Source organism: Alteromonas sp. KUL17 (assembly GCF_006538305.1).
In the GTDB taxonomy this organism is placed as follows: Bacteria; Pseudomonadota; Gammaproteobacteria; order Enterobacterales; family Alteromonadaceae; genus Alteromonas; species Alteromonas macleodii.
In genome coordinates this window covers 19,177-43,872 of the sequence record NZ_BJKJ01000035.1, presented here as the reverse complement: position 1 = coordinate 43,872, position 24,696 = coordinate 19,177, and the positions used below count along the sequence as shown (strand labels likewise).

General features: G+C 45.5%; 22 protein-coding genes. 10 read left to right on the top strand and 12 right to left on the bottom strand.

All coding sequences use genetic code 11. The features are described 5' to 3' along the window. From KUL49_RS19520 to KUL49_RS19510, 3 genes are all read right to left on the bottom strand, one after another. Nucleotides 1-361 (bottom strand): MBL fold metallo-hydrolase (locus KUL49_RS19520; protein ID WP_219995809.1); only part of this gene is annotated, 361 nt, incomplete at its 3' end. Nucleotides 362-636: 275 nt separating this feature from the next. Beyond that, complete coding sequence (locus tag KUL49_RS19515; protein WP_242633900.1) at nt 637-1,578, bottom strand: transporter substrate-binding domain-containing protein; 942 nt, start codon at nt 1,576-1,578, stop codon at nt 637-639. 140 nt (nt 1,579-1,718) lie between these two features. Beyond that, nucleotides 1,719-2,897 (bottom strand): DUF418 domain-containing protein, encoded by a 1,179-nt coding sequence (locus tag KUL49_RS19510; RefSeq protein ID WP_131138331.1) that lies wholly within the window; start codon nt 2,895-2,897, stop codon nt 1,719-1,721. Nucleotides 2,898-3,120: 223 nt separating this feature from the next. On the opposite strand from KUL49_RS19510, the gene KUL49_RS19505 reads away from it, so the two are divergent. Together KUL49_RS19505 and pdeM are read left to right on the top strand one after the other, a co-directional pair. Beyond that, a complete protein-coding gene (locus KUL49_RS19505) occupies nt 3,121-5,727 on the top strand; it encodes a ligase-associated DNA damage response DEXH box helicase (protein WP_131138330.1) in 2,607 nt (868 codons plus the stop codon). Between the two features lie 39 nt (nt 5,728-5,766). Further along, nucleotides 5,767-6,471 carry a ligase-associated DNA damage response endonuclease PdeM gene (gene pdeM / locus KUL49_RS19500; protein ID WP_131138329.1) on the top strand — a complete coding sequence of 235 codons (705 nt, stop codon included), beginning with the start codon at nt 5,767-5,769 and terminating at the stop codon, nt 6,469-6,471. A 116-nt stretch (nt 6,472-6,587) separates the two neighbouring features. On the opposite strand, the gene KUL49_RS19495 is transcribed toward pdeM, so the two are convergent. The 3 genes from KUL49_RS19495 to folM all read right to left on the bottom strand — a co-directional run bounded on the left by KUL49_RS19495 (nt 6,588) and on the right by folM (nt 9,388). Continuing rightward, entirely contained in the window at nt 6,588-7,481 is an 894-nt protein-coding gene (locus KUL49_RS19495) for a carbon-nitrogen hydrolase (RefSeq protein WP_131138328.1), read from the bottom strand. Further along, a complete protein-coding gene (locus KUL49_RS19490; RefSeq protein WP_131138327.1) occupies nt 7,468-8,532 on the bottom strand; it encodes an agmatine deiminase family protein in 1,065 nt (354 codons plus the stop codon). The genes KUL49_RS19495 and KUL49_RS19490 overlap by 14 nt, the downstream gene beginning before the upstream one ends. Before the next feature lie 148 nt (nt 8,533-8,680). Next, the gene (gene folM, locus KUL49_RS19485) at nt 8,681-9,388 is read right to left on the bottom strand and encodes a dihydromonapterin reductase (RefSeq protein WP_049588769.1); all 708 of its coding nucleotides are present in this window, start codon (nt 9,386-9,388) and stop codon (nt 8,681-8,683) included. Nucleotides 9,389-9,549: 161 nt separating this feature from the next. On the opposite strand from folM, the gene folE reads away from it, so the two are divergent. After that, nucleotides 9,550-10,233, top strand: a complete 684-nt coding sequence (gene folE / locus KUL49_RS19480) for a GTP cyclohydrolase I FolE (protein ID WP_014951061.1) — start codon at nt 9,550-9,552, stop codon at nt 10,231-10,233. Between the two features lie 96 nt (nt 10,234-10,329). Here the strand turns inward: folE and KUL49_RS19475 are convergent, their stop codons facing one another. Together KUL49_RS19475 and KUL49_RS19470 are read right to left on the bottom strand one after the other, a co-directional pair. Then, nucleotides 10,330-10,557 carry a hypothetical protein gene (locus tag KUL49_RS19475; RefSeq protein WP_230598813.1) on the bottom strand — a complete coding sequence of 76 codons (228 nt, stop codon included), beginning with the start codon at nt 10,555-10,557 and terminating at the stop codon, nt 10,330-10,332. A 338-nt stretch (nt 10,558-10,895) separates the two neighbouring features. Next, nucleotides 10,896-12,845, bottom strand: coding sequence for an alpha-amylase family glycosyl hydrolase (locus KUL49_RS19470; RefSeq protein ID WP_131138326.1), 1,950 nt, complete (start codon nt 12,843-12,845; stop codon nt 10,896-10,898). Nucleotides 12,846-13,124: 279 nt separating this feature from the next. On the opposite strand from KUL49_RS19470, the gene KUL49_RS19465 reads away from it, so the two are divergent. After that, on the top strand, nt 13,125-14,342 hold the full coding sequence (locus tag KUL49_RS19465; RefSeq protein ID WP_014980533.1) for an MFS transporter: 1,218 nt from the start codon (nt 13,125-13,127) through the stop codon (nt 14,340-14,342). Between the two features lie 125 nt (nt 14,343-14,467). Next, nucleotides 14,468-15,286: a mechanosensitive ion channel family protein gene (locus KUL49_RS19460; RefSeq protein ID WP_014977631.1), complete on the top strand. Its 819-nt coding sequence runs from the start codon at nt 14,468-14,470 to the stop codon at nt 15,284-15,286. Nucleotides 15,287-15,364: 78 nt separating this feature from the next. On the opposite strand, the gene KUL49_RS19455 is transcribed toward KUL49_RS19460, so the two are convergent. Continuing rightward, complete coding sequence (locus KUL49_RS19455; protein WP_014951056.1) at nt 15,365-15,748, bottom strand: VOC family protein; 384 nt, start codon at nt 15,746-15,748, stop codon at nt 15,365-15,367. Nucleotides 15,749-15,771: 23 nt separating this feature from the next. After that, entirely contained in the window at nt 15,772-16,722 is a 951-nt protein-coding gene (locus tag KUL49_RS19450; RefSeq protein WP_061486714.1) for an aldo/keto reductase family oxidoreductase, read from the bottom strand. A 255-nt stretch (nt 16,723-16,977) separates the two neighbouring features. Here KUL49_RS19450 and KUL49_RS19445 point away from each other — a divergent pair, with 255 nt between their 5' ends. The 5 genes from KUL49_RS19445 (at nt 16,978) to KUL49_RS19425 (ending at nt 21,771) form a co-directional block, all read left to right on the top strand. Next, a complete protein-coding gene (locus KUL49_RS19445) occupies nt 16,978-17,520 on the top strand; it encodes a lipocalin family protein (RefSeq protein ID WP_131138325.1) in 543 nt (180 codons plus the stop codon). A gap of 98 nt (nt 17,521-17,618) precedes the next feature. After that, nucleotides 17,619-18,665: a dihydroorotase gene (gene pyrC / locus KUL49_RS19440; protein ID WP_014951053.1), complete on the top strand. Its 1,047-nt coding sequence runs from the start codon at nt 17,619-17,621 to the stop codon at nt 18,663-18,665. After that, nucleotides 18,635-19,945, top strand: coding sequence for an ABC transporter substrate-binding protein (locus tag KUL49_RS19435; protein WP_131138324.1), 1,311 nt, complete (start codon nt 18,635-18,637; stop codon nt 19,943-19,945). Before pyrC ends, KUL49_RS19435 begins: the two co-directional genes overlap by 31 nt. Further along, a complete protein-coding gene (gene dbpA, locus KUL49_RS19430; protein WP_014951051.1) occupies nt 19,945-21,324 on the top strand; it encodes an ATP-dependent RNA helicase DbpA in 1,380 nt (459 codons plus the stop codon). Before KUL49_RS19435 ends, dbpA begins: the two co-directional genes overlap by 1 nt. A 48-nt stretch (nt 21,325-21,372) precedes the next feature. Beyond that, entirely contained in the window at nt 21,373-21,771 is a 399-nt protein-coding gene (locus KUL49_RS19425; protein WP_131138323.1) for an ACT domain-containing protein, read from the top strand. Here the strand turns inward: KUL49_RS19425 and KUL49_RS19420 are convergent. Further along, nucleotides 21,768-22,460: a lysoplasmalogenase gene (locus tag KUL49_RS19420; RefSeq protein WP_242633899.1), complete on the bottom strand. Its 693-nt coding sequence runs from the start codon at nt 22,458-22,460 to the stop codon at nt 21,768-21,770. The genes KUL49_RS19425 and KUL49_RS19420 overlap by 4 nt on opposite strands. Before the next feature lie 122 nt (nt 22,461-22,582). Continuing rightward, a complete protein-coding gene (locus tag KUL49_RS19415; RefSeq protein WP_131138321.1) occupies nt 22,583-24,649 on the bottom strand; it encodes a M13 family metallopeptidase in 2,067 nt (688 codons plus the stop codon). Between the last annotated feature and the right edge of the window lie 47 nt (nt 24,650-24,696).

Sequence of the window (24,696 nt, the reverse complement as noted above, 5' to 3'; positions counted from 1 at the left end):
CGTGGCGACGTTTGTAGTCGCCGGAAACTACAACGCGATAACCTGCATATTCGATAAGAATTTGAGTAGAGCCTAAAATGTGTCCGGCGGGGAAAAAAGTGACCGCAACGTCATTAAATGTCACTGACTTACCTAGCGTTATGGCGTGTTGGTGTGTTGCCATTTCATCGCCGTAGCGGGTTTTCATAATGGCCAGTGTTTCTGTGCTGGCATAGACACTGTGGTGGCCTGCGCGCGCATGGTCGGCGTGGCCGTGAGTAACAAGTGCGGTTGACACTTCATTCATAGGGTCAATATAAAACTGGCCTGGCTCGCAATACAGGCCAGTGTCGTCAGCTTTTAGCCACGTTGATGGATGCACTACGCATAATTTCCACGAAATAAATAATGCTCTTACTACGTAGTGAATGCCTAAAATCGACCATTTGATATTCGCTCGTCTAGGATTTTTGCGAACTGCTAAGCGCTTAAGCACTTTGTTTGTCGCAGTAGATATGGACTTGGATACAGCTTCGGAAGAAGCACTTTAAAAGTCTCTCACATCACATGTGTGGTTGAATCAATGGAGTACTTTCCTTGATGAGAAGTAACACTGATTAAGGATGCTGTAGTCTTATAACGTGCTATTCGAGCTACCTATTGTACAACCTCAAGTTGTTGGGCTTCTGATGCTGTTGCCTCTAGCGTCGCTTCGGAGAGGTGTGGATTATTAAGTTTAAGTACGGTTCTCTCTGAAAGCTTCAGCGCTTTTTCAATATCTTTAAAACTAATGTATTTTTCAAATAACGCGGCGAAGCTTCCGTCTTGTCGAGCAATATTTAATCCCCGTTCTATGCGCTGCGCTAATTCAGGTTTCGATTGTGAAACGAAGAAGAACATGTAAGACGGGTAATACAATAAAACTGAAGGCTCTATGATAATGTCTGGGTCGTTTAGTGATTTCGCCTCTACCACCGCCTCATGAGCCGCACGTGGAAAGTAATCAATTCTACCAGCCTTTAAAAGCTCAATGATAATGTCGTAATTACTGGTTCCTAACGTAGTAAATCCGTTGTGCTCTAGAATCTGAAAATCGGGCCAGTCGTGACCTTGACCTGCAATAAACCGCTTTAGGTCAGGCGCGCTACGAACACTGTTAAACTCACGTAGAGTACTTTGGCGGATCAAAGAGACGCGATAGCCCATGATTCCGTTCAATAGAGGAACCCGCACCGGAATGGCTTGCTGTTCACGTAGTTTTGACGTCACTGTCCAAAAAACGTCAATTCCCCCTTCTTGGTTTAGTTGGCGCAGAACGCGTTCTTGCACCAAATTGCCGCTACTCTCTACGAGATATGTTGGTTTAATAGGGTCTTCTGTTTTGCTGAGCGCTAATTTAAGCAATGCAGAGTAATAGGCATGAGAGGCATAGTCGAGCTCACTACTTTCGACTATCTTAACTTCGTAACTGCTAGGGGGGAGCTGTGATGTTTGCGCACTGTCCAACACACTTCCAAAAGCTTGTTGACAGAAAAGGTGCCGAATTATCATCACCGCTACTATTGAAAATAGCCCTACTCGACGTCGATTTTGTATCATGCCTATTTACCTCAATGGCTAAGGAAAAGCCATTGGACCTGCTAACCTTTAACATTGAGTAAAGCTTAGCAGGCCTACTTATTTAGGGCACGTTTACCGTTCAGTATAGACACAATTTTCAAGATGCAAGCGACATGGCCTCAGGTGAGCTGCTCTACTTCATCATGTTTCAATTTTTGCTTTTTGTGAAAACTGCGCAAATACATTTTTCGCCATAGGGCTTCAAAGGGACCTTGGTTGAAGTGCTTAGTAATGGCGTTCGCCAAAATAACTTGTACTGCGGTAAAGGTAATGGTGACCAGAAGCAAATCAAGCAACGTTACGCTGTAAATAAAGTTTGGAAAATAAGCGGGCATGACGATGCGAAATAGCACAGCGAGTGCTATTGATTGGGTTAGGTAGAGCGTGAACGCAACTTTGCCGCAGTTTATAAGCGACTGATACCACCACGTCGAAGTATGTCTTATGTTTATCAATAGGTGAGCGTATACCAAAGCACAGAAAATGGCTGGAATGCTAGTGAACATGGGAATCACATCTAATGTTACCTGTTCGAATAAAAATTGCGGAAGTGCAGTAATGATGGATGTGACGATAGCAACCAATACTAACTTCTTAAATATCAGTGACGAGAAGCCGTGATTGAAAAAGCCTGCCCTATACAAATAAGCGCCAAACATCATAAGCCCCATAGACTGCCACAGCATAGTGAATGGCGCGACAATAACCGTAGACAGCATAAATGACGCTTGAATACCAAGTTGCGTTAAATAGCCGCTTTGCCACAAGGCGACTTCTTCGTTAAATGTTTCACTGGGTCGCGTTGGCAGTTCAGCCCCCATGTCGAACACAAACGCCATGACGAGCCCACCAACTAACATAATTGCGCTTCCCACAATAAGGTAATGAATACTTTTCTTTTTGAGTTCATCTTGAGGGAGCGTGAAGTGTTTTAAAATAAAAAATGCGCACAGGCTGTAATAAAGCAAAATGTCGCCGCTGAAAATAAATACGCCATGCAGTAGCCCAAATACAAACAGCCACTTAAGTCTGGCTTGTGAGAAATCTAAAAAATGGTGTCCGCGCTTCTCGCAGGACTCAAATTGAATTGCCAGACCTGCACCAAACAACAAGCAGAACAGAGAACGAAATCGTCCATCCAAAAACAGCGTGTTAAAAAGTGAAATAACCGTGTCTGATAATAGCGGCTTTTCAAAAAAAGCATAGTTAGCGTAACCGTTTTGGTGAAACGTAATGTTCATGAATAAGATGCCAAGAATGGCTAAACCTCTAACGGCGTCTATTGAATGAATTCGCATGTACGGTCCTTGTAAGAAAATCGCTAATTCGTGAAGCATAAGAAGGTCAAAAACTCTGCGCTGAAGTTTACGCTAAGAAAATGCATAAGGTCGAAGTGAAAAATGTATCTAAACATTAAACGCGCTGAGGATGATTACATTGTGCATCTATCGTAAGGCGTGACAAGTAAACCTAACCAAAGTTTTGCCGTATAAGTGCTAAAAGTATTAACAAGAACCATCAATGACTTCACTTCCTTCAGTCTTTGCCCATTGGTTTGAACAAAAAGGCTGGCAACTACGCGATTATCAACACACCATGCTGGTGGAGAAAGACCAGCATGACTGTACATTATTGATTGCGCCAACCGGCGCTGGCAAAACCCTGTCTGGCTTTTTACCTAGCCTAATCGAACTTGCTGAGACATTTGGTATGAGCGAGCTTGCTGAGGCATTCGGTACGAGTGAACTTGATGAGATTTCGGAAAACCAGGAGCTTGTTAAGAAGACCGGAACCAGCGAACAAGCCGAAATGAAAACAATAAACAAACAGGCAACAAAAGGAAAAGAAAAGGATGGGTTCAACGGCCTACATACCCTTTACATATCGCCGCTGAAAGCACTCACGCAAGATATTCATCGTAATTTGTTACAGCCCATTGAAGAGATGGCGCTGCCGATAACGGCAGAAACACGCACAGGCGATACGCCCTCACACAAGCGCCAGCGTCAACGTAAAAAGCCGCCAAACATCCTGCTTACCACACCAGAATCGCTCATGCTGATGTTGAGCTACGCCGATGCCGACAAGCTTTTCGGCAAGCTTAAACGCGTGATCATCGACGAAACGCACAGTTTAATGGCCAACAAGCGCGGAGACTTTCTTTCACTCGCCCTCGCGCGGTTAAGCGTTCTATCACCGCATTGTAAGCGTATTGGCTTATCAGCCACCGTCGCTTTTCCCGAAACGCTAGGTGCGTGGCTGGCTGGCAGTGACGGTGTAGCTAATATTGTAAAAGTGAAAGCGGGTGAAAAACCTAAGCTGGAAATGCTGCACTCTAAAGCGCGCATGCCTTTTGGCGGCTTTATGGCTCGCTACGCCATCGATGATATTTATCAGGCTATTGAAAACGCCAAAACCACGCTGGTTTTTGTGAATACGCGAGCTCAGTCAGAGCTGTTGTTTCAAATGTTGTGGGAGGCAAACAAGGCTGCGCTGCCCATTGCCCTTTATCACGGCAGCTTGAGCAAAGAGCAGCGTCGTAAGACCGAAGCCATGATGGCAAGCGGCATGCTGAGGGCAATTGTATGTACGTCGGCCTTGGAGTTAGGTATCGACTGGGGTGATGTAGACAAGGTCATACAAGTTGGCGCACCTAAAGGTGTAAGCAGACTGCTGCAAAGGATAGGGCGAGCAAACCACAGGCTCGACGAGCCAAGTGAAGCGTTGCTCGTACCGGCAAACCGTTTTGAAGCGCTGGAATGTCAGGCGGCGATCACCGCTATTGAAAAAGGGGAGCTAGACGGGGAAAGCCCACAGCCAGGGGCACTGGACATTGTCCCGCAATTTATATTGAACTGCTTGTGTAGTAGGGCTGATAGCCCAGATACCTTGTATAAAGAGATACTTACCGCCACGCCATACCAAGGGCTCGATAGAGATGATTTCGACAAACTATGGCAATTTACCCAAGACGGGGGCAGTGCGCTTAATGCGTATGAGAGATATCAACGCCTGACGAAAAACGACGATGGCACTTACTCGCCTGCGAATCGGCGGGTTATTCAACGGCACAGACAAAACATAGGCACTATCGTTGAAGCGGGGCGGCTTAAAGTAAAGCGTATTCGAAGAGGAAACCAGGGCAAGATTATAGGTGAAGTAGAAGAGTATTTCGCCCAGCAGCTAACGCCCGGAGACACCTTCTATTTTGCAGGGGAAGTATTGCGTTTTGAGGCTATTCGCGACATGCAGCTACACGCTAAGCCTGCAAAAGCAAAAGAGCCGAAAATACCAAGCTATGCGGGTGGCCAAATGCCGCTATCTACCTATTTGGCGGAAGGGGTACGGGCAATTTTGGCTACTCAGAAATCATGGAGAGCACTGCCTGCACAGGTACAAGAGTGGCTTAAACTTCAACAGGCGTTTTCTCAATTGCCTAGTCCTGACAACGTGCTTGTGGAGCAATTTCCGTTTAGACAGGCGCACTACACCTTGTACTACACCTTCGACGGACGCAAAGCGAACCAAACCTTAGGTATGTTGCTAACGCGACGAATGGAAAAAATGGGCATTAAGCCTTTAAGCTTCAGCGTGACCGATTACGGATTATCGGTAGCATCAGTAAACGCCATCACACAAGGGCAGCTGCTGCACCTATTCCAGCCAGATATTTTAGGGGACGAGCTAGAAGACTGGATGTTACAGGCACCTATGCTTAAGCGCTCGTTCAGGCAAGTGGCGGTGGTGAGTGGGCTCACTGAACAGCGCTATCACGCCAGCCAAAAAACCATGAAGCAGGTCACGTTCTCCACGGACCTTATTTACGATACGTTGCGTGAACACGACCGCGACCATATCTTACTTAAAGTAGCTCGGGCCGATGCAGAGCGTGAGCTACTTGATTTACGGCGACTCGCTAATTTACTTATTCGCTATGTAGATTCAGCGATATTAGTGAATCTTGAAAAGCCGTCGCCCATGGCCATTCCAATAGTGCTGGATGTGCGTAGTGAACAAGTGAAAGGCGCTGGCGCACAGGCTATCATCGAGCAAGCTAATTTATATGCAGAAGCTGAGACCATGTTAGATGAAGTGCGCGCATTGTTATCGGGCTCACCTGTTGAATAATATTAGATAGAAGCAAAAACGAAAAAATAAGAGGGTAATTTGGCAATAACTGACGCGTGGCTAACCGAAAAAGTAAGCCAGCGCCACATCACGATTACAAAATATGCAGACTACTTGTGGCTGTTAGACGCGCGCGGTGTGGCGTATTTACCCGCATGCAATTGGCTTATAGTGTCTGATCTGCACTTAGAAAAAGGCAGTTATTTACGCAGTTATGCGAACCCATTGCCGAGTTTAGATTCCACTGCCACGTTAACGCGGTTAGAAAGTATCATCGAAGATTACAAGCCACTGCGAGTAATCAGCTTAGGTGACAGCTTTCACGACAAACACAGCATGTCGCGCATGACCGCTGAGGACCGTCAGCACTTATGCAGATTAGTTGGTAATGTGAACGAGTGGATGTGGGTAGAAGGTAATCATGACCCAGATTTACCCGAAGGCATACCGGGTACGCCGTGTTTTGAAATAGTGTTAGATAATATGGTATTTAGACACGAAGTAGAAACGAGTGAAACTCGTGCTCAGGTTATTGGCCATTATCACCCCAAAAAGCGCACAACCATTACTCGCCGCCGTTACACAGGCAAATGCTTTACTAACAACGAAAATGTATTTGTGATGCCAGCCTTTGGTCAGTTCACTGGTGGGCTAGATATTGATGAAGAGGTAATGCTAACGCTTCTGCCCAAACGCTCACGACAGGTATTCATGCTCTACGACAAGATTATATTTAAAGTATGAACCACCAAAATGGGGTCTGAGTACATTTCCACCGCGGCAGAATTAAAAAAGGGGGCAGAGTACATTTTGTGACATAGATTTGTCTTGGAAAAGGTACTTTGACCCCATTATTTAGGTTAATCGCGCCAGCGCTTGGTTAGTTCGTCGTAGGCGTCTATGCGGCGGTCGCGGAAGTAAGGCCAAATGCGCTTCACCTGTTCGGTACGTTCCATATCAAGCTCTACGGTTAGCGTGGTTTCACCTTCAGCTTCGGCTTTGGCCAAAATCTCACCTTGCGGGCCTGCTACAAAGCTTTGTCCCCAGAACTGAATACCTGGATCACCTTCAACAGGTGACGCTTCAAAGCCAGTGCGGTTTGCCACGATAACCGGTACTGAGTTTGCCACAGCGTGAGAGCGCTGAATGGTTTCCCATGCACCATGCTGACGGGTACGTTCTTCTTCTGTGTCAGTTAAATCCCAGCCGATTGCGGTAGGGTAGAACAACAAGTCCGCACCTGCCATCGCCATTAGGCGCGCTGCTTCTGGATACCACTGGTCCCAACACACCAATACGCCAAGTTTACCTACGCTGGTTTCAATAGGCGTGAAGCCCATATCGCCCGGTGTGAAGTAAAATTTCTCGTAAAAGCCTGGGTCATCAGGAATATGCATTTTACGGTATTTGCCCGCAATTTCTTTACTGCGGTCGAACACGACTGCGGTGTTGTGATACAAACCTGAACCGCGCTTTTCAAATAAAGATGTCACCAACACGATATTGTGCTTTTCGGCTAGTTCACCAAAAAATTCTGTCGCAGGTCCAGGAATTGGTTCAGCCAAATCAAAGGCGTTAGTATCTTCTTGCTGGCAAAAATACAGGGTGCTGTGTAGTTCTTGAAGCAAAATACACTCGCATCCTTCAGCGGCTAATTTGGCAATTTGCTCGGCACTTTTATTCCAGTTCGTTGCTTTGTCGTTATCGACAACGGCCTGTTGTACCAGACCCACTTTTAGCTTAGCTGGGCGCATGTAATGACACTCCTTTCTTTAAGGTGGTGATAATCGAATCTTTTAATGTATTTGTGGGAACCTGCATGGAAATGCAATGCAAGCTGCCGTATTGTCTTACGAGTACACTGCAATCGATTGGTTCAACAATATGATTGGGATGTGCTCTCTTTACAGTTTCAATGGCTTCTGCGTCTTCCTCTTCACCGTAAACAGGCAATAATATTGCGTTGTTACAAATTAAGTAATTTGCGTACGATGCCGGCAGGCGACTCCCTTCGTCATTTACAATATTAGGCAGCGGCAGATGAAACTGTTCATGCTCAGGCAGCTCAAGGGCGCACTCGTCGCACAACGCTTTCAACCCTTCAAAGTGACTGTCATTAGGACGGTTGTTACACGCCTGGATAACTAGGCCTTTGTTCGGCGTGAAACGCACTAATGTGTCGATGTGACCGTCAGTATCATCGCCTTCTAAATGACCATGCTGCAAAATAGTAACTTTGCTGCAGCCTAGCATATCTTTAAATGCATCTTCGTAAGCGCTTAGCGACATATCACCATTACGCTCAGGGTTAAGTAAACACTGGGCAGTACTTAATAGGTGTCCGTCTTCATCAATTTCCAGCGCGCCACCTTCTGCCACAATTGGGCTGCTGCGAAGTACAGATTTACACATGCTGGCAAGGTAACGCTGATTCGCCAGATTATCTTCAGCGGCGTTAAACTTATTGCCCCAACCGTTAAAGCGAAATTCTACCGGCGAGCCATTGCCTTCACTGTCTTTACACGTGATGAAGCCGTAGTCGCGCATCCATGTGTCGTTAAACGAGGCAGGAACAATAAGCACTCGAGCGTTCTCTGGTAAACGAGAATTAAGATCGTCTACGTCACTCGGCGCACATAATAAAATCACACCCGCATCGTTGCGGTTTACTGCAGCAATCACGTTCAGATACGTCGCTCTCGCGTCTTCTAACCATGGAGCCCAGTCGGTTTGCGCATGAGGCCACGCTAACATAACAGCATCAATGTTATGCCATTCAGGCGCCATAGTACGGTTGCCGTGCATAGTAAAATTCCAAATAGCTACGAAATAGGGTTCGGATTATAGCCATGCCTCAGCATGAGACCAAGGCAAATGGCGATGAAATTAATTGGCGGTGACGATTACTTTAAGCCATAAGGAAAACTGAAATGACAGAAAAAAGGGGCAGTCTTTATCTTAAATGCCGCCCACCGTTAAGATGAAGGGTTTGCCCTGTCACGTAGTCACTATCAAATAAATAGTTCACGGCTTTCACGGCCTCTTGCGCCCCCGGTACTATCTCTAACAGTGATTTTTCTAACGCTTTTTGCTTATAAGCTTCGTCATCACCCTCATTGAACATAAGCAAAGCTGGGGCAATGCTATTTACCTTTACCTTAGGTGCTAGCTTCTTAGCAAATGATAGGGTCAGGTTGTGCAGGGCTGCCTTACTTGCCGCATAAGCCATGTGTTTCTCGCTGCCTGTTTCTTGAACGTAGTCAGTCATATGAATAATGTCAGACTGAACGTCGCAATCACAAAGAGCCTTTTCAAGTGCCAAGTTTATGCGGTAAGGGGCAACAGCATGGACCAACATCATTCGTTCAATCAAGCTATGCTTGTCATGGTTATCTTTTTCTTGCGCCCAATCTGACGCGTTGTGGATCACCGCTCGATAGGTTTTACTGATTGCCTTAATCTCATCAATTGCTCGATCAATAGCCGCCTCAGTGCTAAAATCCGCCTGTAAGACTGTAGCACCTTTATCCTCAAGCATTGAAATACTTGGACGAAGTGTTCGATAAGTCACGACAACGTGGTGGCCCTGGTCAAGTAAACTATTGGCCATAGCTAAGCCTAAACGTTGGCTTGCGCCTGTAATTAACACAGGTGAATTCAAAATGATGTCCTTCTTTCGTAAAAGGTAACGGTTTTATTATTCTGTGCCAAATGCACAGTCGGTAGCAATGACATTAAATAAAAGTCATGTTGCCAAGTAATCGATCTGTAACGAACTCATGCTCGTACAAGATCAAAAAAGAAGTAACTACGGATAAAGTAATGTTAGCAAAAGAAGCGGTAATTGTGCGCGACGCACTAGACCCCTCTATTTCAGAGCCAGCACAACGTGTACGAGAAGCATTAGAAGCCAAAGGTTTAGAAACACCTATGGTGGCTAATGGTCTTACTGACGAGCAAAAGCGCAAACGAATTGAAAGTGCTATGCGTGACGTAATGGACACGCTTGGCCTTGATCTAACTGACGACAGTTTGTGTGATACGCCCACGCGAATCGCTAAAATGTATGTTAATGAAATCTTCGGTGGATTGGACTACCGCAAATTTCCTAAGATTACTGCCATTGAAAACAAGATGCAGATTGACCAGCCTGTACAGGTATCTGATATAAGCCTGACCAGCACCTGCGAACACCACTTTGTTACTATTGATGGCACGGCAACCGTTTCTTATATTCCAAAAGATACAGTAATCGGCCTTTCAAAGATTAACCGTCTTGTGGGTTTCTTTGCTCAACGTCCACAGGTACAAGAGCGTTTAACTCAACAAGTGTTAGTTGCGTTGCAGACGTTGACCAATACTGAAGACGTAGCGGTGAGCATTAACGCCACGCACTATTGCGTTAAGGCGAGAGGGATCCGTGATACTAATTCATATACGAAAACGTCTGCGCTCGGCGGCCGTTTCCTTACTGATAATGAATTGAAACGAGAGTTCTTTCGGTAGTTAATGGTTGTTTCGGAACTTTATTTAAGAACTTTAAAAGCCGCTCATGAAGCGGCTTTTTGTTTGCTAACATTTTGCTACGCTTTCCAATGCGCTTTATTTGATAACAAGCTCTGCATCCAGTGAATCGACAATCAAATTGATACGGCCACCAATACCATCGGCCGCCGTTAAACTGAGTACTTTATTGCAGCACCCACAAGATTCATGCTGTTCGTGATACATGTCGCGAACTGTTTCTAACTGGAAGTCATTTATTGCGCCGCAATACGGGCACATGTATTCCAAAGCACTATCACTTTGCATCGTTTTATCCGTTACCATGTTAAACATATCCATATGACATAAGTCGAATCCCGCTGTGTAATACCTCTGCGTGAAGCAAGAAACAAACCACACACAACAAGAAGAGTGCTACTTCCGCGTCAATCAGTTTGAAAGCCAGTCAAACACAGGCCAAGCTACCAAAGTTATGCGGAAGCTACGTGAACTATCTATTCACTATAAAAAGTATAGTGGGTATTTATTGGTGTGCCTGTGAAAAAATGACTTATTCGATAAGTCACTGGCAGTAAAGATAATTAATTTGGCGACTAAGCTGCGGATAACTTGCTAACCACTTTTCAAACAGCAATTAGCAAGATATGACGAAAGCTCGAGCTCTAATCAGTAAGAAGCCACATTTGTTGAAAAGGCTCAAGCAATAGTGGTGACCCATTCATTTCGACCGTTTCATCAGTTAGCAAATCTCGGCTTGATGCGCCCTTTAGTGTTGCCAAAAGGCTACGCTGAATGGTCTGAGGGTGCTCACTGAAGTTACATATCACAAGAAGCTTGTGACCCTGTGTGTTTTCCCGAAGAAAAGCAAAGCAATGATGGTTATCGGCATCTAAAATTTGGGTGCTAGATTGCCCGAAAATCGCATTCTGCTTTCTAATTGCTATCATTTTGCGCAATCCGCTAAACACGCGAAGGCTCGCAATCTCTGTAGGGTTGGCAGGCGGCGTGTTTCCTAGCGCCAATTCTGTATCTGCGCGGGTAACAGCAATTCGGTTTACCCATCTGTCGTCGTGCTTTTTGGTGTCATCAAATCGATAGCTGTAGTCATTAAGCTTGCCTACTTCATCACTTGAGTAAAGTAGCGGAATACCTCCAATGCTAAAGGTGATACCGTAAAGCAGCATCATTCGTTTCACAGCGTCATCAATGCCTTTTGAATCGTTGGATTTAAGTGCGCCTTCTAGCCCACATAAAGAGGCCAGTGAACCACACACACGACAATCGCCGTTAGAAGGGTTTTCAGCAAACGGCACGCCGTTGGCAAAACTTCCTTCAAAACGACCGGTATAAAATTGATTAAGAAAATGGCGGTGATCGAATGCGTTAATACCCAGTTCGTTGGCTACCACGTCGTCGAAGGTCCATCCTATATCGTCGTGGCATCGCACGTAGTTCACCCATGTGCAGTTCTCAGAAATAGAGAAGCTCTTTTTCATTGAGCGCGTAAGCAAACGGGTTTTACGCGTGGCTAACGAATTCCATAGCAGTGCCATTAGCAAAGGGTTGTAGGATAGCTGACACTCATCTTTGTCGATGTACTTAAGTACTTCGTCAGGGTGCACGATGGCTTCTGACTTAAAGACCACGGCAGGCGCTACAATTTGTAAGCAACAGTTGAACGCTTGTATAAGAACGTGGGCCTTTTCCTGATTTTCGCAGTTAGTACCGAGCTCTTTCCAAATAAAGGCCAACGCATCTAAACGCAATGCAGCGCTACCTATATTGGCAAGAAACAACATTTCAGACGTGATAGCGTTAAACACCTCAGGATTACTGTAGTTTAAATCCCATTGAAAGCTGTTAAATGTCGTCCATACCCATTTTTCTATCTGTTCATTAAAGGTAAAGCTACCTCTTCTTACCTGGGGAAATATTTCTCTTAAAGTATGTTCGTACTGATCGGGAATGGTTCTGTCATCGAAAAGGTAGTAGTAGTCTTGAAACTGCTTCTCACCAGCCAGTGCAGCTTTCGCCCAAGCGTGCTCGTCAGAGGTATGATTGAACACAAAGTCGAGAACAAGATTTATTCCCTCTTTCTGAAGTGCTGAAGCAAGCTTTTCCAGGTTTTTCACTGTGCCTAGCGTTGGATTAACCTTGCGATAATCCGACACAGCATATCCTCCATCGCTATCCCCTTTGGGCGCATCGTATAAAGGCATTAAGTGCACATAGGTAACGCCTAAAGACTTAAAGTAGGGAATTTTGTCATGCAAGTCATTCAGAGTGGGACCCATCAGGTCAACATAACAGGCCATGCCGACTTGCTGTTCATCGCGATACCAAAGCGGGTTTTTTAACCTTTCATTATCAAGCTTTTTGAGGGCTGGTTTACGGCTTTTTAACCCGTCTCTTAATATTTCAACCAGTTTTTGTAAATGAAAGTAGCAGTCATACTGGTGCCCATAAACGTAGGTATATTTGTCAAAAAGACGAGGAAAATGTTCCTTCAAGCGACGCGTAAAAGTTGTTGCATCTTTCTTACTTAGGCCAGATAAATCGGTTGATGCCAAGATTCGGTCTAAACATACACCACTGTCAGCAGCATAGCTCATAGAAAACTCCAAAGTGCGACGCTTAGGTGCGTCATACAACCTATCCTAATTAACAGGTTTACAGGCTTTTTAAATTCTGTTAACTTTTATCTTAAACGATTAAGCTCATTTATCAAGTTTATTACATCGTTATTTTTGACCTACTGAATGCGTGCAATGATCAACGTGTTTTTGTGAAGTTTAGAAGGGCTGAACAAGGCCTTTCATACCGTGCTTGTGAGACAGACTATGCCCAATCATGATCCTAGTAGCAGAATTATCAGATGGCTAACCTACCTAATGTTTATGATGTTTGCGATGACGTCAGACTCGGTAGGCGAGATAATCAAAGAAGTGAAAGTGGCGTTCTCTGTCACCAATGCTCAAGCAAGCTTAATGCATTCACTCCCCATGTTAGGTATTGCCTTATCGGGTCTTTTCCTAGGTTTTTTGGCTGATAAGTTAGGCCGCAAGCCTACCATTATCATTGGTTTAGCGTTGTTTGGCCTTGCATGCTACAGCTTCTTAATTGCTAACGACTTTGTGTTGATTGTTAGTTTAATGAGCTTATCTGGCGTTGCCGTGGGCATCTTTAAAACAGGTGCGCTGGCGCTCATCGGTGATATTTCAACATCGACCAAACAGCACACAGCTACTATGAATGGGGCAGAAGCCTTCTTTGGCGTTGGTGCAATTATCGGGCCTCTTATTGTCGCTTATCTCATTCATCAAGGCGTTGCATGGCAGTGGCTTTATGTAATCGCCGGTGGTGTTTGTACGCTACTTATAATCGGTGCTTTGCTGGTGAAATACCCCGCTTACACTCGCGATACAGCCTCAGGTGAAAAGAAAGTATCGATAGCGCAGAGCTTAAGTTTAGTGAAAAACCCCTATGCTTTAGGATTTTCAGTAGGCGCGTTTTTATATGTCGCCGCAGAAAGCGCCATTTATGTGTGGATGCCGAGTTATTTAGTGTGCGACGCGACTACGCTTAAAGCGACCTATGATTGTTATACTGAAGGCTTCTCTCAGACCCTTGCAATATACTCGGTAACGGCATTCTTTATCCTTCGTGCTGCAGGGCGTTTCGTAGGCATCTGGATGATGTCTCACTTCAACTGGGCATTGGTTCTTATGGTGTTCACTGGTGCTATTGTACTGTGTTTCGGTCTTGGTCTGTGGGGCGGAAAACAGCTTGCGTTGTTTCTATTCCCGCTAACGGGCATTTTTATGTCAGTAATTTATCCTACCTTTAACTCAAAAGGCATAAGCTGTTTCCCAAAACATCAACACGGAAGCGTAGCCGGAGTAATCTTGTTCTTCACCGCAGCAGGTGCGGCTGCAGGGCCTTTCATCATGGGCCTGGTGAGCGACGCCAACGGTGGCGACGCCAAGTATGGCTTTATGGTAGCCACGGGTTTTGCTGCCGTGCTCTTTGTTGGCTTGGTGTATAACTACATTAAGAACCCTACCAAAGAACGTTTAGCGGAAATTGAGGCAAGCGAATACGCCAACTAAATGCAATTCTCGCTCTTTATTCCTTAAAACCGTAACGTGCCGGGCTTGCTCTCGGCACTGGTTTTTCCTCACGTTGTTGTTTAAGCTTCGGTTATTCCTATCAGTTTCTAGTCTAATCACGTTCCATGGATGAGTTAAAACAAGCGCAAGCCCTTTACGACACTCTTGTAGAATTTGCAGTGACCTACAGTTTCCAAATTGTAGGCGCCATCATTATTTTTCTGCTTGGCTGGTGGGTGGCCAATAAAATAGGCCACATGGTTGAAAACCTGATGGTCAGCAGAAATATCGATATTACGCTGAGCCGCTTTACCGGCGGTGCCAGCAAGCTAGTGGTATTGGGTATCGTAATAATTATAGCATTAGGTAATGTGGGCATTAGCGTAACCCCACTTATAGCCGCCGTAGGTGCTGTAGGTTTAGGTGCAGGTTTAGCTATTCAAGGTATGTTGGCCAATTATGCCGCTGGCTTTACCATAATTATTACCCGTCCTTTCGTTGTTGGCGACACTATCCGCGTGCGTGGTGTTGCAGGGGTGGTCGATCAAGTCATGTTGCCCTATACCATTCTTATTGACGAAGACAATGTTCACATCCAAATACCCAACAAACTGATAGTCGGTGAAATCTTGCATAATTCTGCAGAGAACATGTTGATTGAACTTGAAATTGGCGTTGCCTATTCCAGTAAGGTCGATGAGGTAATCGATGTGATTCGCAAGGCTGTTGAAACGGTAGATGGAGTCAGCGAAGAAAAGTCACCCGCCATTGGTGTAGATAATTTTGGCGACAGCAGTATTAACTTTGGTATTCGGGTTTGGGCGCCAGCTGTAAGGCATTTCGAAGTGCGCTATGCACTAAACCAAGCCATTTTTAATGCTCTTCAGCAGCATGATATTGAAATACCATTCCCGCAGCGGGAAGTTAGGATGCTCGACCAATAAAAGTTTGTATCGCTATTGATAAAAATGCCGAATAAGAGACCCCTTATTCGGCATTTTTCTATTACGGCTTCGCGATTTTTAGATTTCGTATAGCTCTAGGGGTAAACCGTCAGGATCTTGGAAAAATGTAAAGCGTTTGCCGGTGTATTCATCGGTTCTCACTGGCTCGCATTCAACTCGCTTATTCGTTAGGTGGTTGATCATTTCATCAAGGTTGTCCACCTTGAACGCTAAGTGCCTAAGTCCTTGCGCTTCTGGGCGCGACGGTCTTTGCGGTGCCCCCGGAAACGAAAAAAGCTCAATCTGACTGCCATCAGGTAACGCGAGGTCACATTTGTAAGAGTCTCTGGCTTCACGGTAGTTTTCATCAATAATCGAGAAGCCCAACACGTCCGTGTAAAACGTCTTTGAGCGAGGGTAGTCACTACAAATGATAGCAACGTGGTGAAAGCCTTTCAGCATCTTAATTTCCTTAATATTTATGCTTACGGCATCTCTTGACCGCGAGCAGCCTCAAATAACTTGTACCAGTGCTCTCGACTTAAATGAACATCTTCAGCCTTTTGGCTTGCTTTAATTCTGTCAATATTGGTACTGCCCAAAACGGGCGCAATGTTGGCAGGATGTCGCATCAACCAGGCCAAAACAATCGCTTCAGGCGTAGTTTGATATTCACCTGCAAGTTGAGCCACTAAGTCTGCTGTTGCACGGTCATTACTATTTTCAACTTTTGCACCTGTGTATCTACCTTGTGCCAAGCTTCCCCATGCCTGAAGTTGCACGTTGTTCATCATGCAGTATTCAAGTGTGCCGGGCGCATAACCTGTATCGCGATTAGCAGCACTGTTGGTAGTAATGCCGTCTTCTAACCAGTCTCTAAAGCCAAGGCTCATTTCAAGTTGGTTGGCAACAATCGGTGTGGAAAGTGCAGACTGCAGGTAATTAATTTGGTGACCATGCATGTTTGAAACGCCAACATGCTTTATTTTACCTTGCTGCTGAAGCAGCTTCAGTGTACCGGCGACTTCGTCTAGCTCCATAAGTGGATCTGGACGATGCAGCAGTAGTATATCAAGCTGTTCTATTCCTAATCTAGAGAGAATGCCTTCAACCGACGTGTGAATGTGATTTGCTGAAAAGTCGTAACGCTTTGGTCCTAAATCATCCTCAAATCGTATTGCACATTTAGATTGGATAATCATTTTGTCTTTTAATTCGGGCGCTTGCTTGAGCGCTTCACCAAAAACCGTTTCGGCTTTGCCGAACGTATAAATATCAGCATGATCAAACACATTAATATCTAAACTCAGCACAGTATCAATGATGCTTCTTGCTTGGCTTATATCGGCTTTGGTTGCCGGTTTGTCGTTCCAACCGCCACCTAAGCCCATGCATCCATATATTAAGCGGCTTGCGTGTGGAAAGTGTGCATTCATGTCATTTTCTCCCTGTTTGAGAATATCGAGTGGGCAGGGCCTGTATTAGCTCAAGGCTTGTTTTAAAAGCACTGTAATATGGTCCAAGCGATAAGAAAAGTCTGATTAGGCGAGCGTATTTTTACTGTCGACCGTTAGCCTAGCTTGAAGGTTTATGGTGTTGCAGCACCGATAAAGATCATTTTTGCGATGTAGGCGTGTATTTAAATTAATCAGTGGGCTTTTTAAAAGCTGAGTTCAAGGAAAAGAGGGCATATGTTTAAGCAGTTAGTTTCAATGATTATGGCGGGTATGGTGTGTGTGGGCTTGTCTGGCTGTACTGGCGTACCTGACAAGGTAGTGCCGGTTGAAGGCTTTGAGCTTCCTCGTTATTTAGGGAAGTGGTATGAAATAGCGCGCTTTGACCATAGCTTCGAAGAAGGATTAAGCGAAGTTACGGCAACCTATAGCATGCGCGATGACGGAGGGGTTAAGGTAATTAATCGCGGTTTTTCAATAGAAGAAAATGCATGGGATGAAGCCGAGGGCAAAGCGTATTTTGTAGAGTCTGAAACGACAGGGCATCTGAAAGTATCGTTCTTTGGCCCATTTTACGCTAGCTATGTAATTATGGAGCTAGATAAAGAAGGTTATCAATATGCTTTGATAACAGGCCCAGATAAAGACTACCTTTGGATTTTAGCGCGAACACCTTCTATTTCAGATGAAGTCCGCACCCGTTTACTAGAAAAAGCGACATCGGCTGGGTACGACGTTAGCAAGCTTATTTGGGTAGAGCACGGCGAAGAGAATTCATAGCCACTTTCGAGCGAGTTGTTCTGCGCGCAAAATGGGAATTGTGCTATTATTGCGCGCATCTTCCCCTCTGTTTGAATAAGTACTAAGAGAGACAAGGCATGCAAACGCTCACCATTACTACGCCAGACGATTGGCACCTTCACTTTCGCGATAACGAAATGCTAGCTGAAACAGTGCCTGCAACCGCACGTTGTTTCCAGCGCGCTATTGTTATGCCAAACCTTGTACCACCGGTGGTTAATGCTGAAATGGCCATGGCGTACAAAGGGCGAATTGAGGCTGCGCGACCTAAAGGCAGTAGCTTTGAGCCATTAATGACCTTATTCCTTACTAATCAAACTACACCTCAAGACATTATCGATGCAAAACAAGCGGGCGTAACTGCGTGTAAGCTATATCCTGCAGGGGCCACTACTAATTCAGACGCCGCAGTAAAAGGCATTCAGGCTTTATACCCCGTATTCCAAGCCATGCAAGAGCAAGGTTTGCTATTGTTGATACACGGTGAAGTGACAGAGCATCACATCGATATTTTTGACCGTGAGAAAGTATTTATTGATACCCATTTAGGGCCTATCGTTGACGCATTCCCTAAGCTGAAAGTGGTGTTTGAGCACATTACGACAGCAGATGCCGCAAGCTTCGTAGCGGGCGCCAGCGAATTTGTTGGAGCCACCATTACCCCTCAGCACTTATTGTTAAACCGCAACGATTTACTGGTTGGCGGCGTACGCCCTCATAACTATTGCTTGCCAGTGCTAAAACGCAACACGCATCAGAAAGCGTTGCGCGATATGGTGGCAAGCGGCAACAAAAAATTCTTCCTAGGTACCGACTCGGCACCTCATGCAAAACATAAAAAAGAAAATGCTTGCGGCTGCGCGGGTTGTTATAGCGCATGGTCTGCAATTGAGCTTTATGCCGAAGTGTTCGAGCAGCTAGGCGCAATAGATAAGCTTGAAGGATTTGCTAGCCATTACGGTGCAGATTTTTATGGTTTACCACGAAATACGACTACAATGACATTAGTGAAAGAGTCGTGGACGGTGCCAGAACAAGTAACCCTAGCTGATGGCACCGATATGGTTCCATTTTATGCGGGGCAAACGTTGCAGTGGAAATTAGAAAAGGCATTTCAAGCGTAGTTTTTGTTGTTATTGTCTGTTTATGTGCCCTGTGGAGTTCATCCACTTGGGCACAAGCATTCTCTTACTCTCACGCCCCCGATTTACCAAGTACCCTTTCTCCCTCTGAGAAGCAGAGTATTCAATCTTACTCACTCACAGTGTTTAAAAATGCCTTATCAAAAAATGGCATTGATTTAACGCCTGCTACTAACACTTTATCGAATAGTGCCGACGTCCTTATCAATTTGATCAGAGATGAAAATAACGAAGATAGTTATTATTGGATCACGCCGCTATTTGCCTTTGAATGTGGAAATAATGTTCGTTGTACGCCTAATGCGGGCAGTCAGGCAACGACAATAGCAGTGAGCTATATCGCACTGAGCAAAAGTGAAAGTTCTGCCGATTTTGCAGAGCGGTTGAGCGAACTGATTGCTCAATACAAAGGTTCAGACAACTTCACATTGCTTGCTAGCGCTATACGGGATGAACTGAAAGCATCTTTCCCGGCCACAATACTTACTTTTGGAACACTAAGCTTAGCAGGTGAGCTGCATGCTAATACCGACAATCTTTGGGTCATCGCCGACATTGTGCCACTTTTTTCAGAGGTGGGAGAGCGAGGAAAGCTTAAAGGTATTGCAGCAGACTTGGTCAGAGACATATTAGATGAGATGACGCTCAAGCAGAGTATCCTTTCCGCGCCATGGGAACGTATTGCAAAGGAAGCAATGACCAAGTCTAATGTATTGGTATTCTCAGTAATTCGCACGCATGAAAGAGAAAGCGTGTTTCACTGGGTAACGCCGGTATCAAGAAACCTTCATGGACTGTACGGCATTGATAAGCCCTATTTTGAATCCTTTGCCAACGTACCAAAGAACTTCAGGGTTGGTACCTTATTGGAAGACTATCGCTATAACGTTGCAATAGAGCATGGCTTCAAAGTAAAAGCCTATGATTCGTGGCAGGCATTAGTGGATGCACTGATCAACAACGAAATTGATACTATTTTCGGTTCTCAGGGGGCAATTGACTTTGGATGTAACCCAAAACAATTTAAATGTGAGACAATAACCCTATCGAGTAAGTACGACATTTCAACGGCCTACCTAGCACTGTCGAAGAAAGACACCTGTGTTTTGGTTTTAGAGAAGCTCAAGTTAGCGGCGGCCGGTGTGAAAATGAGTGACAAGTTTAATGAGCAGCTTTCTTCCTGGAGTGACATGGTGTCCCAAGAATACGGCATAGCTCATCATACCGAACATGGTGTAGTGCACCTTTGGAACCCAAATTAATGACAGTTGAAACAGTTAAGCATTTAGATATAAACCCTGCCATCACCAAGGCGCTAGACTCACAAGGCATTTACCAACTTTCCCCTATACAGGCACAATCGCTCCCTGAGGCGTTGCAGGGGAAAGATGTGATAGGCCAAGCGCAGACGGGCAGCGGCAAGACTCTGTGCTTTGTAATTCCTGCCTTGCAGCACGTAGAAGTGAATGATTTTACCACGCAGGCTATCATACTTTGTCCTACCCGAGAGCTTGCTGATCAAGTGGCTCAGCAGTGCCGTTCGGCGGCTAAGAACATCGGTAATATTAAAGTGACCACGTTATGTGGTGGCCAGCCTATGGGACCGCAGATTCAGTCACTGAAACATAGCCCGCACATCATTGTGGGCACGCCGGGTCGCGTAATGGACCATGTGGAAAAGCGTCGAATTGACCTAAGTAACGTAAAGTTGCGTGTCCTCGATGAAGCCGATCGCATGTTAGATATGGGCTTTGAAGACGATTTACGCATTATTTTCGGTCAAACGCCAAAACAAGTGCAAACCCTATTGTTTTCTGCAACCTTTACGGAACAAATTGAGCGTGTAGCCAAGCAGTACCTGCACAACCCGGTAACCTGTAAAGTTGAGTCTCAAGACAGTAAACCCGCTATCACCCAATTGGGCTACAACGTGCTCCCGCACACACGCACTCAGGCGCTTAAAGCGGTACTTACCCACTACCAACCTAAAAATGCCATTGTATTTTGTAACCGCAAGGTTCAGGTAAATGAAGTGGTTGAGGAGCTTATCGAAGATGGCTTTAGCGCAGCTGGACTTCAGGGGGACTTGGAACAGCATCAACGCACATCGGTGCTAATGCAGTTCGCCAGCGATGCGCTACAAGTACTTGTTGCCACCGATGTAGCTGCGCGAGGGCTGGATATTGATGATGTTGCCTGCGTAATTAATTATACGGTAAGTGAAGAGCCGGAAACCCATATTCACCGCATTGGTCGCACGGCGCGAGCAGGCGCACAGGGCATGGCGGTAACGCTAGTCAGCGATGACGAAGAGCACTTCTTGCGAAAAATAGAAGTATTGCAAGAAAGCGATATTCCACTTAAAGGCGCACAAAGCCTGCGTTTTCATAAAAATAAAATTACTCAGCCTGAATTTACCTGTATTTCACTAAGCGCGGGTAAAAAAGAAAAGCTTCGCCCAGGTGATCTGGTGGGTGCACTTACCAAAGATGCGGGCATTCCTGGCGATGACTTGGGCAAAATTAAAGTTCAGAACAGCATGAGTTTTGTCGCAGTGAAAACGCGAAGCGTGAAAAAAGCCATGGCGCACTTTAGAGAAGGTAAGATCAAAGGAAAGCGTATTAGAGCCCGAAAGCTTTAATATGCGCTCTTAGATCTAAGTACTGACGTTATTCAATGGAAGGTGAGTGTGGTCGCTGAAACTGACTTGAGCGTGTTACTGAAAAATCTGAATCCTGTGGCGAGTAGTGAAAATTACGTTTTCACTACCTTGCCTGCTGATAGCTTAACCAGTGCGTTAATTTCAGTAGCTAAGGGGATGTTTCAAGAACGCGAGGGCACCACCCTTATTCTTCCGGTTGCCGCAGCCGAGAAAGCTAACTTGCAATTTGAAGGTTATTACCGCTGTATAACCTGTGAAGTGCATTCTAGTTTGGAAGCGGTAGGCATGACGGCAGCTATGTCCACCGCGCTGGGTGAGGCAGGAGTTAGCGCCAACGTAGTGGCCGCTTATTACCACGACCATATTTTCGTGCCAGCTGAAAAAGCCGGTTTGGCGATAGACGTTTTAACGTCGTTGTCTAACTAGGCCTGACCCTTTTCTTCCTGCCTGTTCTCTTTTCTCAAAAACGCATCAACAAGCCCCATGGTTAAGCAATATTGAGCACCATAGTAGGTTGTCATTACCCAAAAGGTAGACAGTGGAAGCGGGGTTTTGAAAACCGACTGGGCGAGAATGGCATCTGATATCACAAAAAGTAACGCACCGGTTACGATTAGCTTGGTTTGAGCCAACCACACTGCGGTTAACCCCATCAGTGTGATTACGCTAATATAGGCGACTACAGGGTAAAATAAGGCTTTCGACGCCGGCAGAATGTGCACTGCCATCATTACGGCAAAGCTAATCATAATAATACTAATGAACCACTTTGGTTTGCGTGAAATGATATGGTCGCCGGGCGTTTCTTGTAGGCGGCGAAGCAGCAACGCAAAACACATAGCATACGTTAAATGGGCAACAAAAAAGCACGCCAAGCCGGTAATAAAACTATCAGCAAAGGGCAAGGCCAGACTAACATCTCCGGCAAGACTAAAAAGTAACGCCGCCAACACCATGTATCGCGGCATGGCGCTAAGTTTTGTATAGGCGAAAACTGCCAGTACCACAATAGGCAGGGCTTTGGGTAAGAATTGCGCCACGTAGGGGGTAAGCGGCAGCGTCGCCAGGTAAATCAACGCTAAGCTGCTAAAGACAATAGTTGTTCTTACATTCATATTTAGCCTTTTTGAAACTGCTCGGTCATACACTTCAACACGACAAAAAAAGCCCCAGTTTGGTGAAGCAAACATGGGGCTTTAGCTATCGAATTTTATATGCGCTATTCAATGTGCGCGAATTACCAAATTTTTACGCGTTCTTCTGGTGGTAAATACAACGCATCTTCTTCGGTCACGTTAAACGCTTCGTAGAATTCAGGTACGTTGCGAACAGCACCGTTAGTGCGGAACTTCGTAGGTGAATGGGTATCGGTTTGTACTTGGCTGCGCAACGCCTCTTCGCGATATTTGCTTGCCCAAACCTGGCCGTAACCAATGAATACACGCTGATCGCCAGTGAAACCGTCTAGTTCAGGCGCTTTTTCACCATCAAGAGACAGGTGGTAAGCTTTAAGTGCGATGCTGATGCCGCCAAGGTCGCCGATGTTTTCACCTAGGGTATATTCACCGTTTACGTGCAAGTCAGGCAGAACCTCAAACTGGTTATACTGTTCAATCAAGTTCGCAGTGCGTGCTTCAAACTCGCCGCGATCTTCATCAGTCCACCAGTTTCGCAGAACGCCGTCACCGTCGAAGGTTGACCCTGAATCATCAAAACCATGGCCAATTTCATGACCAATTACCGCGCCAATGCCACCGTAGTTAACCGCGTCTTCGGCGCTCATGTCAAAGAATGGAGGTTGAAGGATAGCCGCAGGGAATACAATTTCGTTTAGCGGGGGGTTGTAGTAAGCATTAACAGTTTGTGGTGTCATGCCCCATTCATGGGTCCACACTGGGCCGCCTTGTTTCTTAAGCATTTCTTCGTACAGCACGTCCGAAGAACGCTTAAGGTTTCCAAACAGGTCACTGGCATTAACTGTCAGAGCTGAATAGTCTCTCCACTGGTCTGGGTAACCAATTTTCACGGTAAACTTAGATAGCTTGTCTAGTGCTTGTGCACGGGTTTCATCTGTCATCCAATCAAGATTTTCGATACTTTCTTTGTAAGCTAACAACAGGTTATTAACCATTTCCATCATGCGATCTTTCGCTTCAGGCGGGAAGTGCTGTTTTACATAAACCTTACCGATTAGCTCGCCTACATGAGCATTTGAAAGGCTTACTGCACGACGCCATTGTGGCTGTTGCTCTTCAACACCGCGAAGCACTTTGCTGTAGAAATTGAAGTTTGCTTCATCAAGCTCGGCATTTAAGCGACTGGCTGAAGCATTTAACAAGCCCCACTTAAGGAACGTTTTCCAATCTTCCAGTGAGGTATCTGCAATAACGCCATCAATGTTTTGCATGTAGTCTTTTTGCAGGATGCCTAGTGAAGGAATGTCGCTAATGTCTGCTTCAGTAAGATAAGCGTCCCAGTCGAACTTAGGCATTAACGCTTTAAGTTCTTCAATTGTCAGTTTGTTATAGTTGGCAGCAAAGTTACGGGCCTGCTCTTTTTTCATATGTAGCTGAGCAATTTTAGTCTCAAGTGCGAACAGCATATCCGCACTTTCTTTAGGCGCGTCGAAACCCGCCAGCTCAAACATGGTTTGAATATGTTTAACGTAGGCATCGCGAATGGTTTGTGATGTTTCGTCGTCTTTGAAGTAGTACTCGCGCTCAGGAAGGCCTAAGCCCGACTGCCACGTGTACATCAAATATTCTTTTGGCGACTTAAGGTCAGGGTATTGAGTTAGGCTGAACGGTGTACCGTAGCCATAGCGAGCTGCATAAGCGAAATACTCAGCAAGGTCGGTGTAGTCTTCAATGGCTTCAATCTTAGTTAACTCAGGCTTTAGCGGTGTCATACCAAGTTCGTTGCGGGTTTCCATGTCCATATAGGCACGGTAAAAATCACCGACTTTTTGCTCGTCGCTGCCCGCTTTAAAGTCGCCTTCGGCAGACGATTTTATAATATCCATAACGTGATCTTGTGCTTCATCGCGAAGGATCACGAAAGAACCGTAGCTCGATTTATCTGCCGGTATTTCAAAATTATCAAACCATTTGCCGTTTACGTAGCGAAAAAAGTCATCACCCGGGTCAACAGACAGATCCATATTTTCTTTAATGACACCTGAAGAAAGCTGTTGCTGAGCTTCTTCGGTAGCCGCGCTCTGTGTCTGTTGTTCTGTGGATGAATTTTGTGGGCTACAAGCCGTGAGGGCCAGTGCCACGCTTAAGCTTAAAACGCTACGTAACATGTCGAGTTTTCCTTTTCATTTTATTGGGCGACATTTGGGCTTGCCGC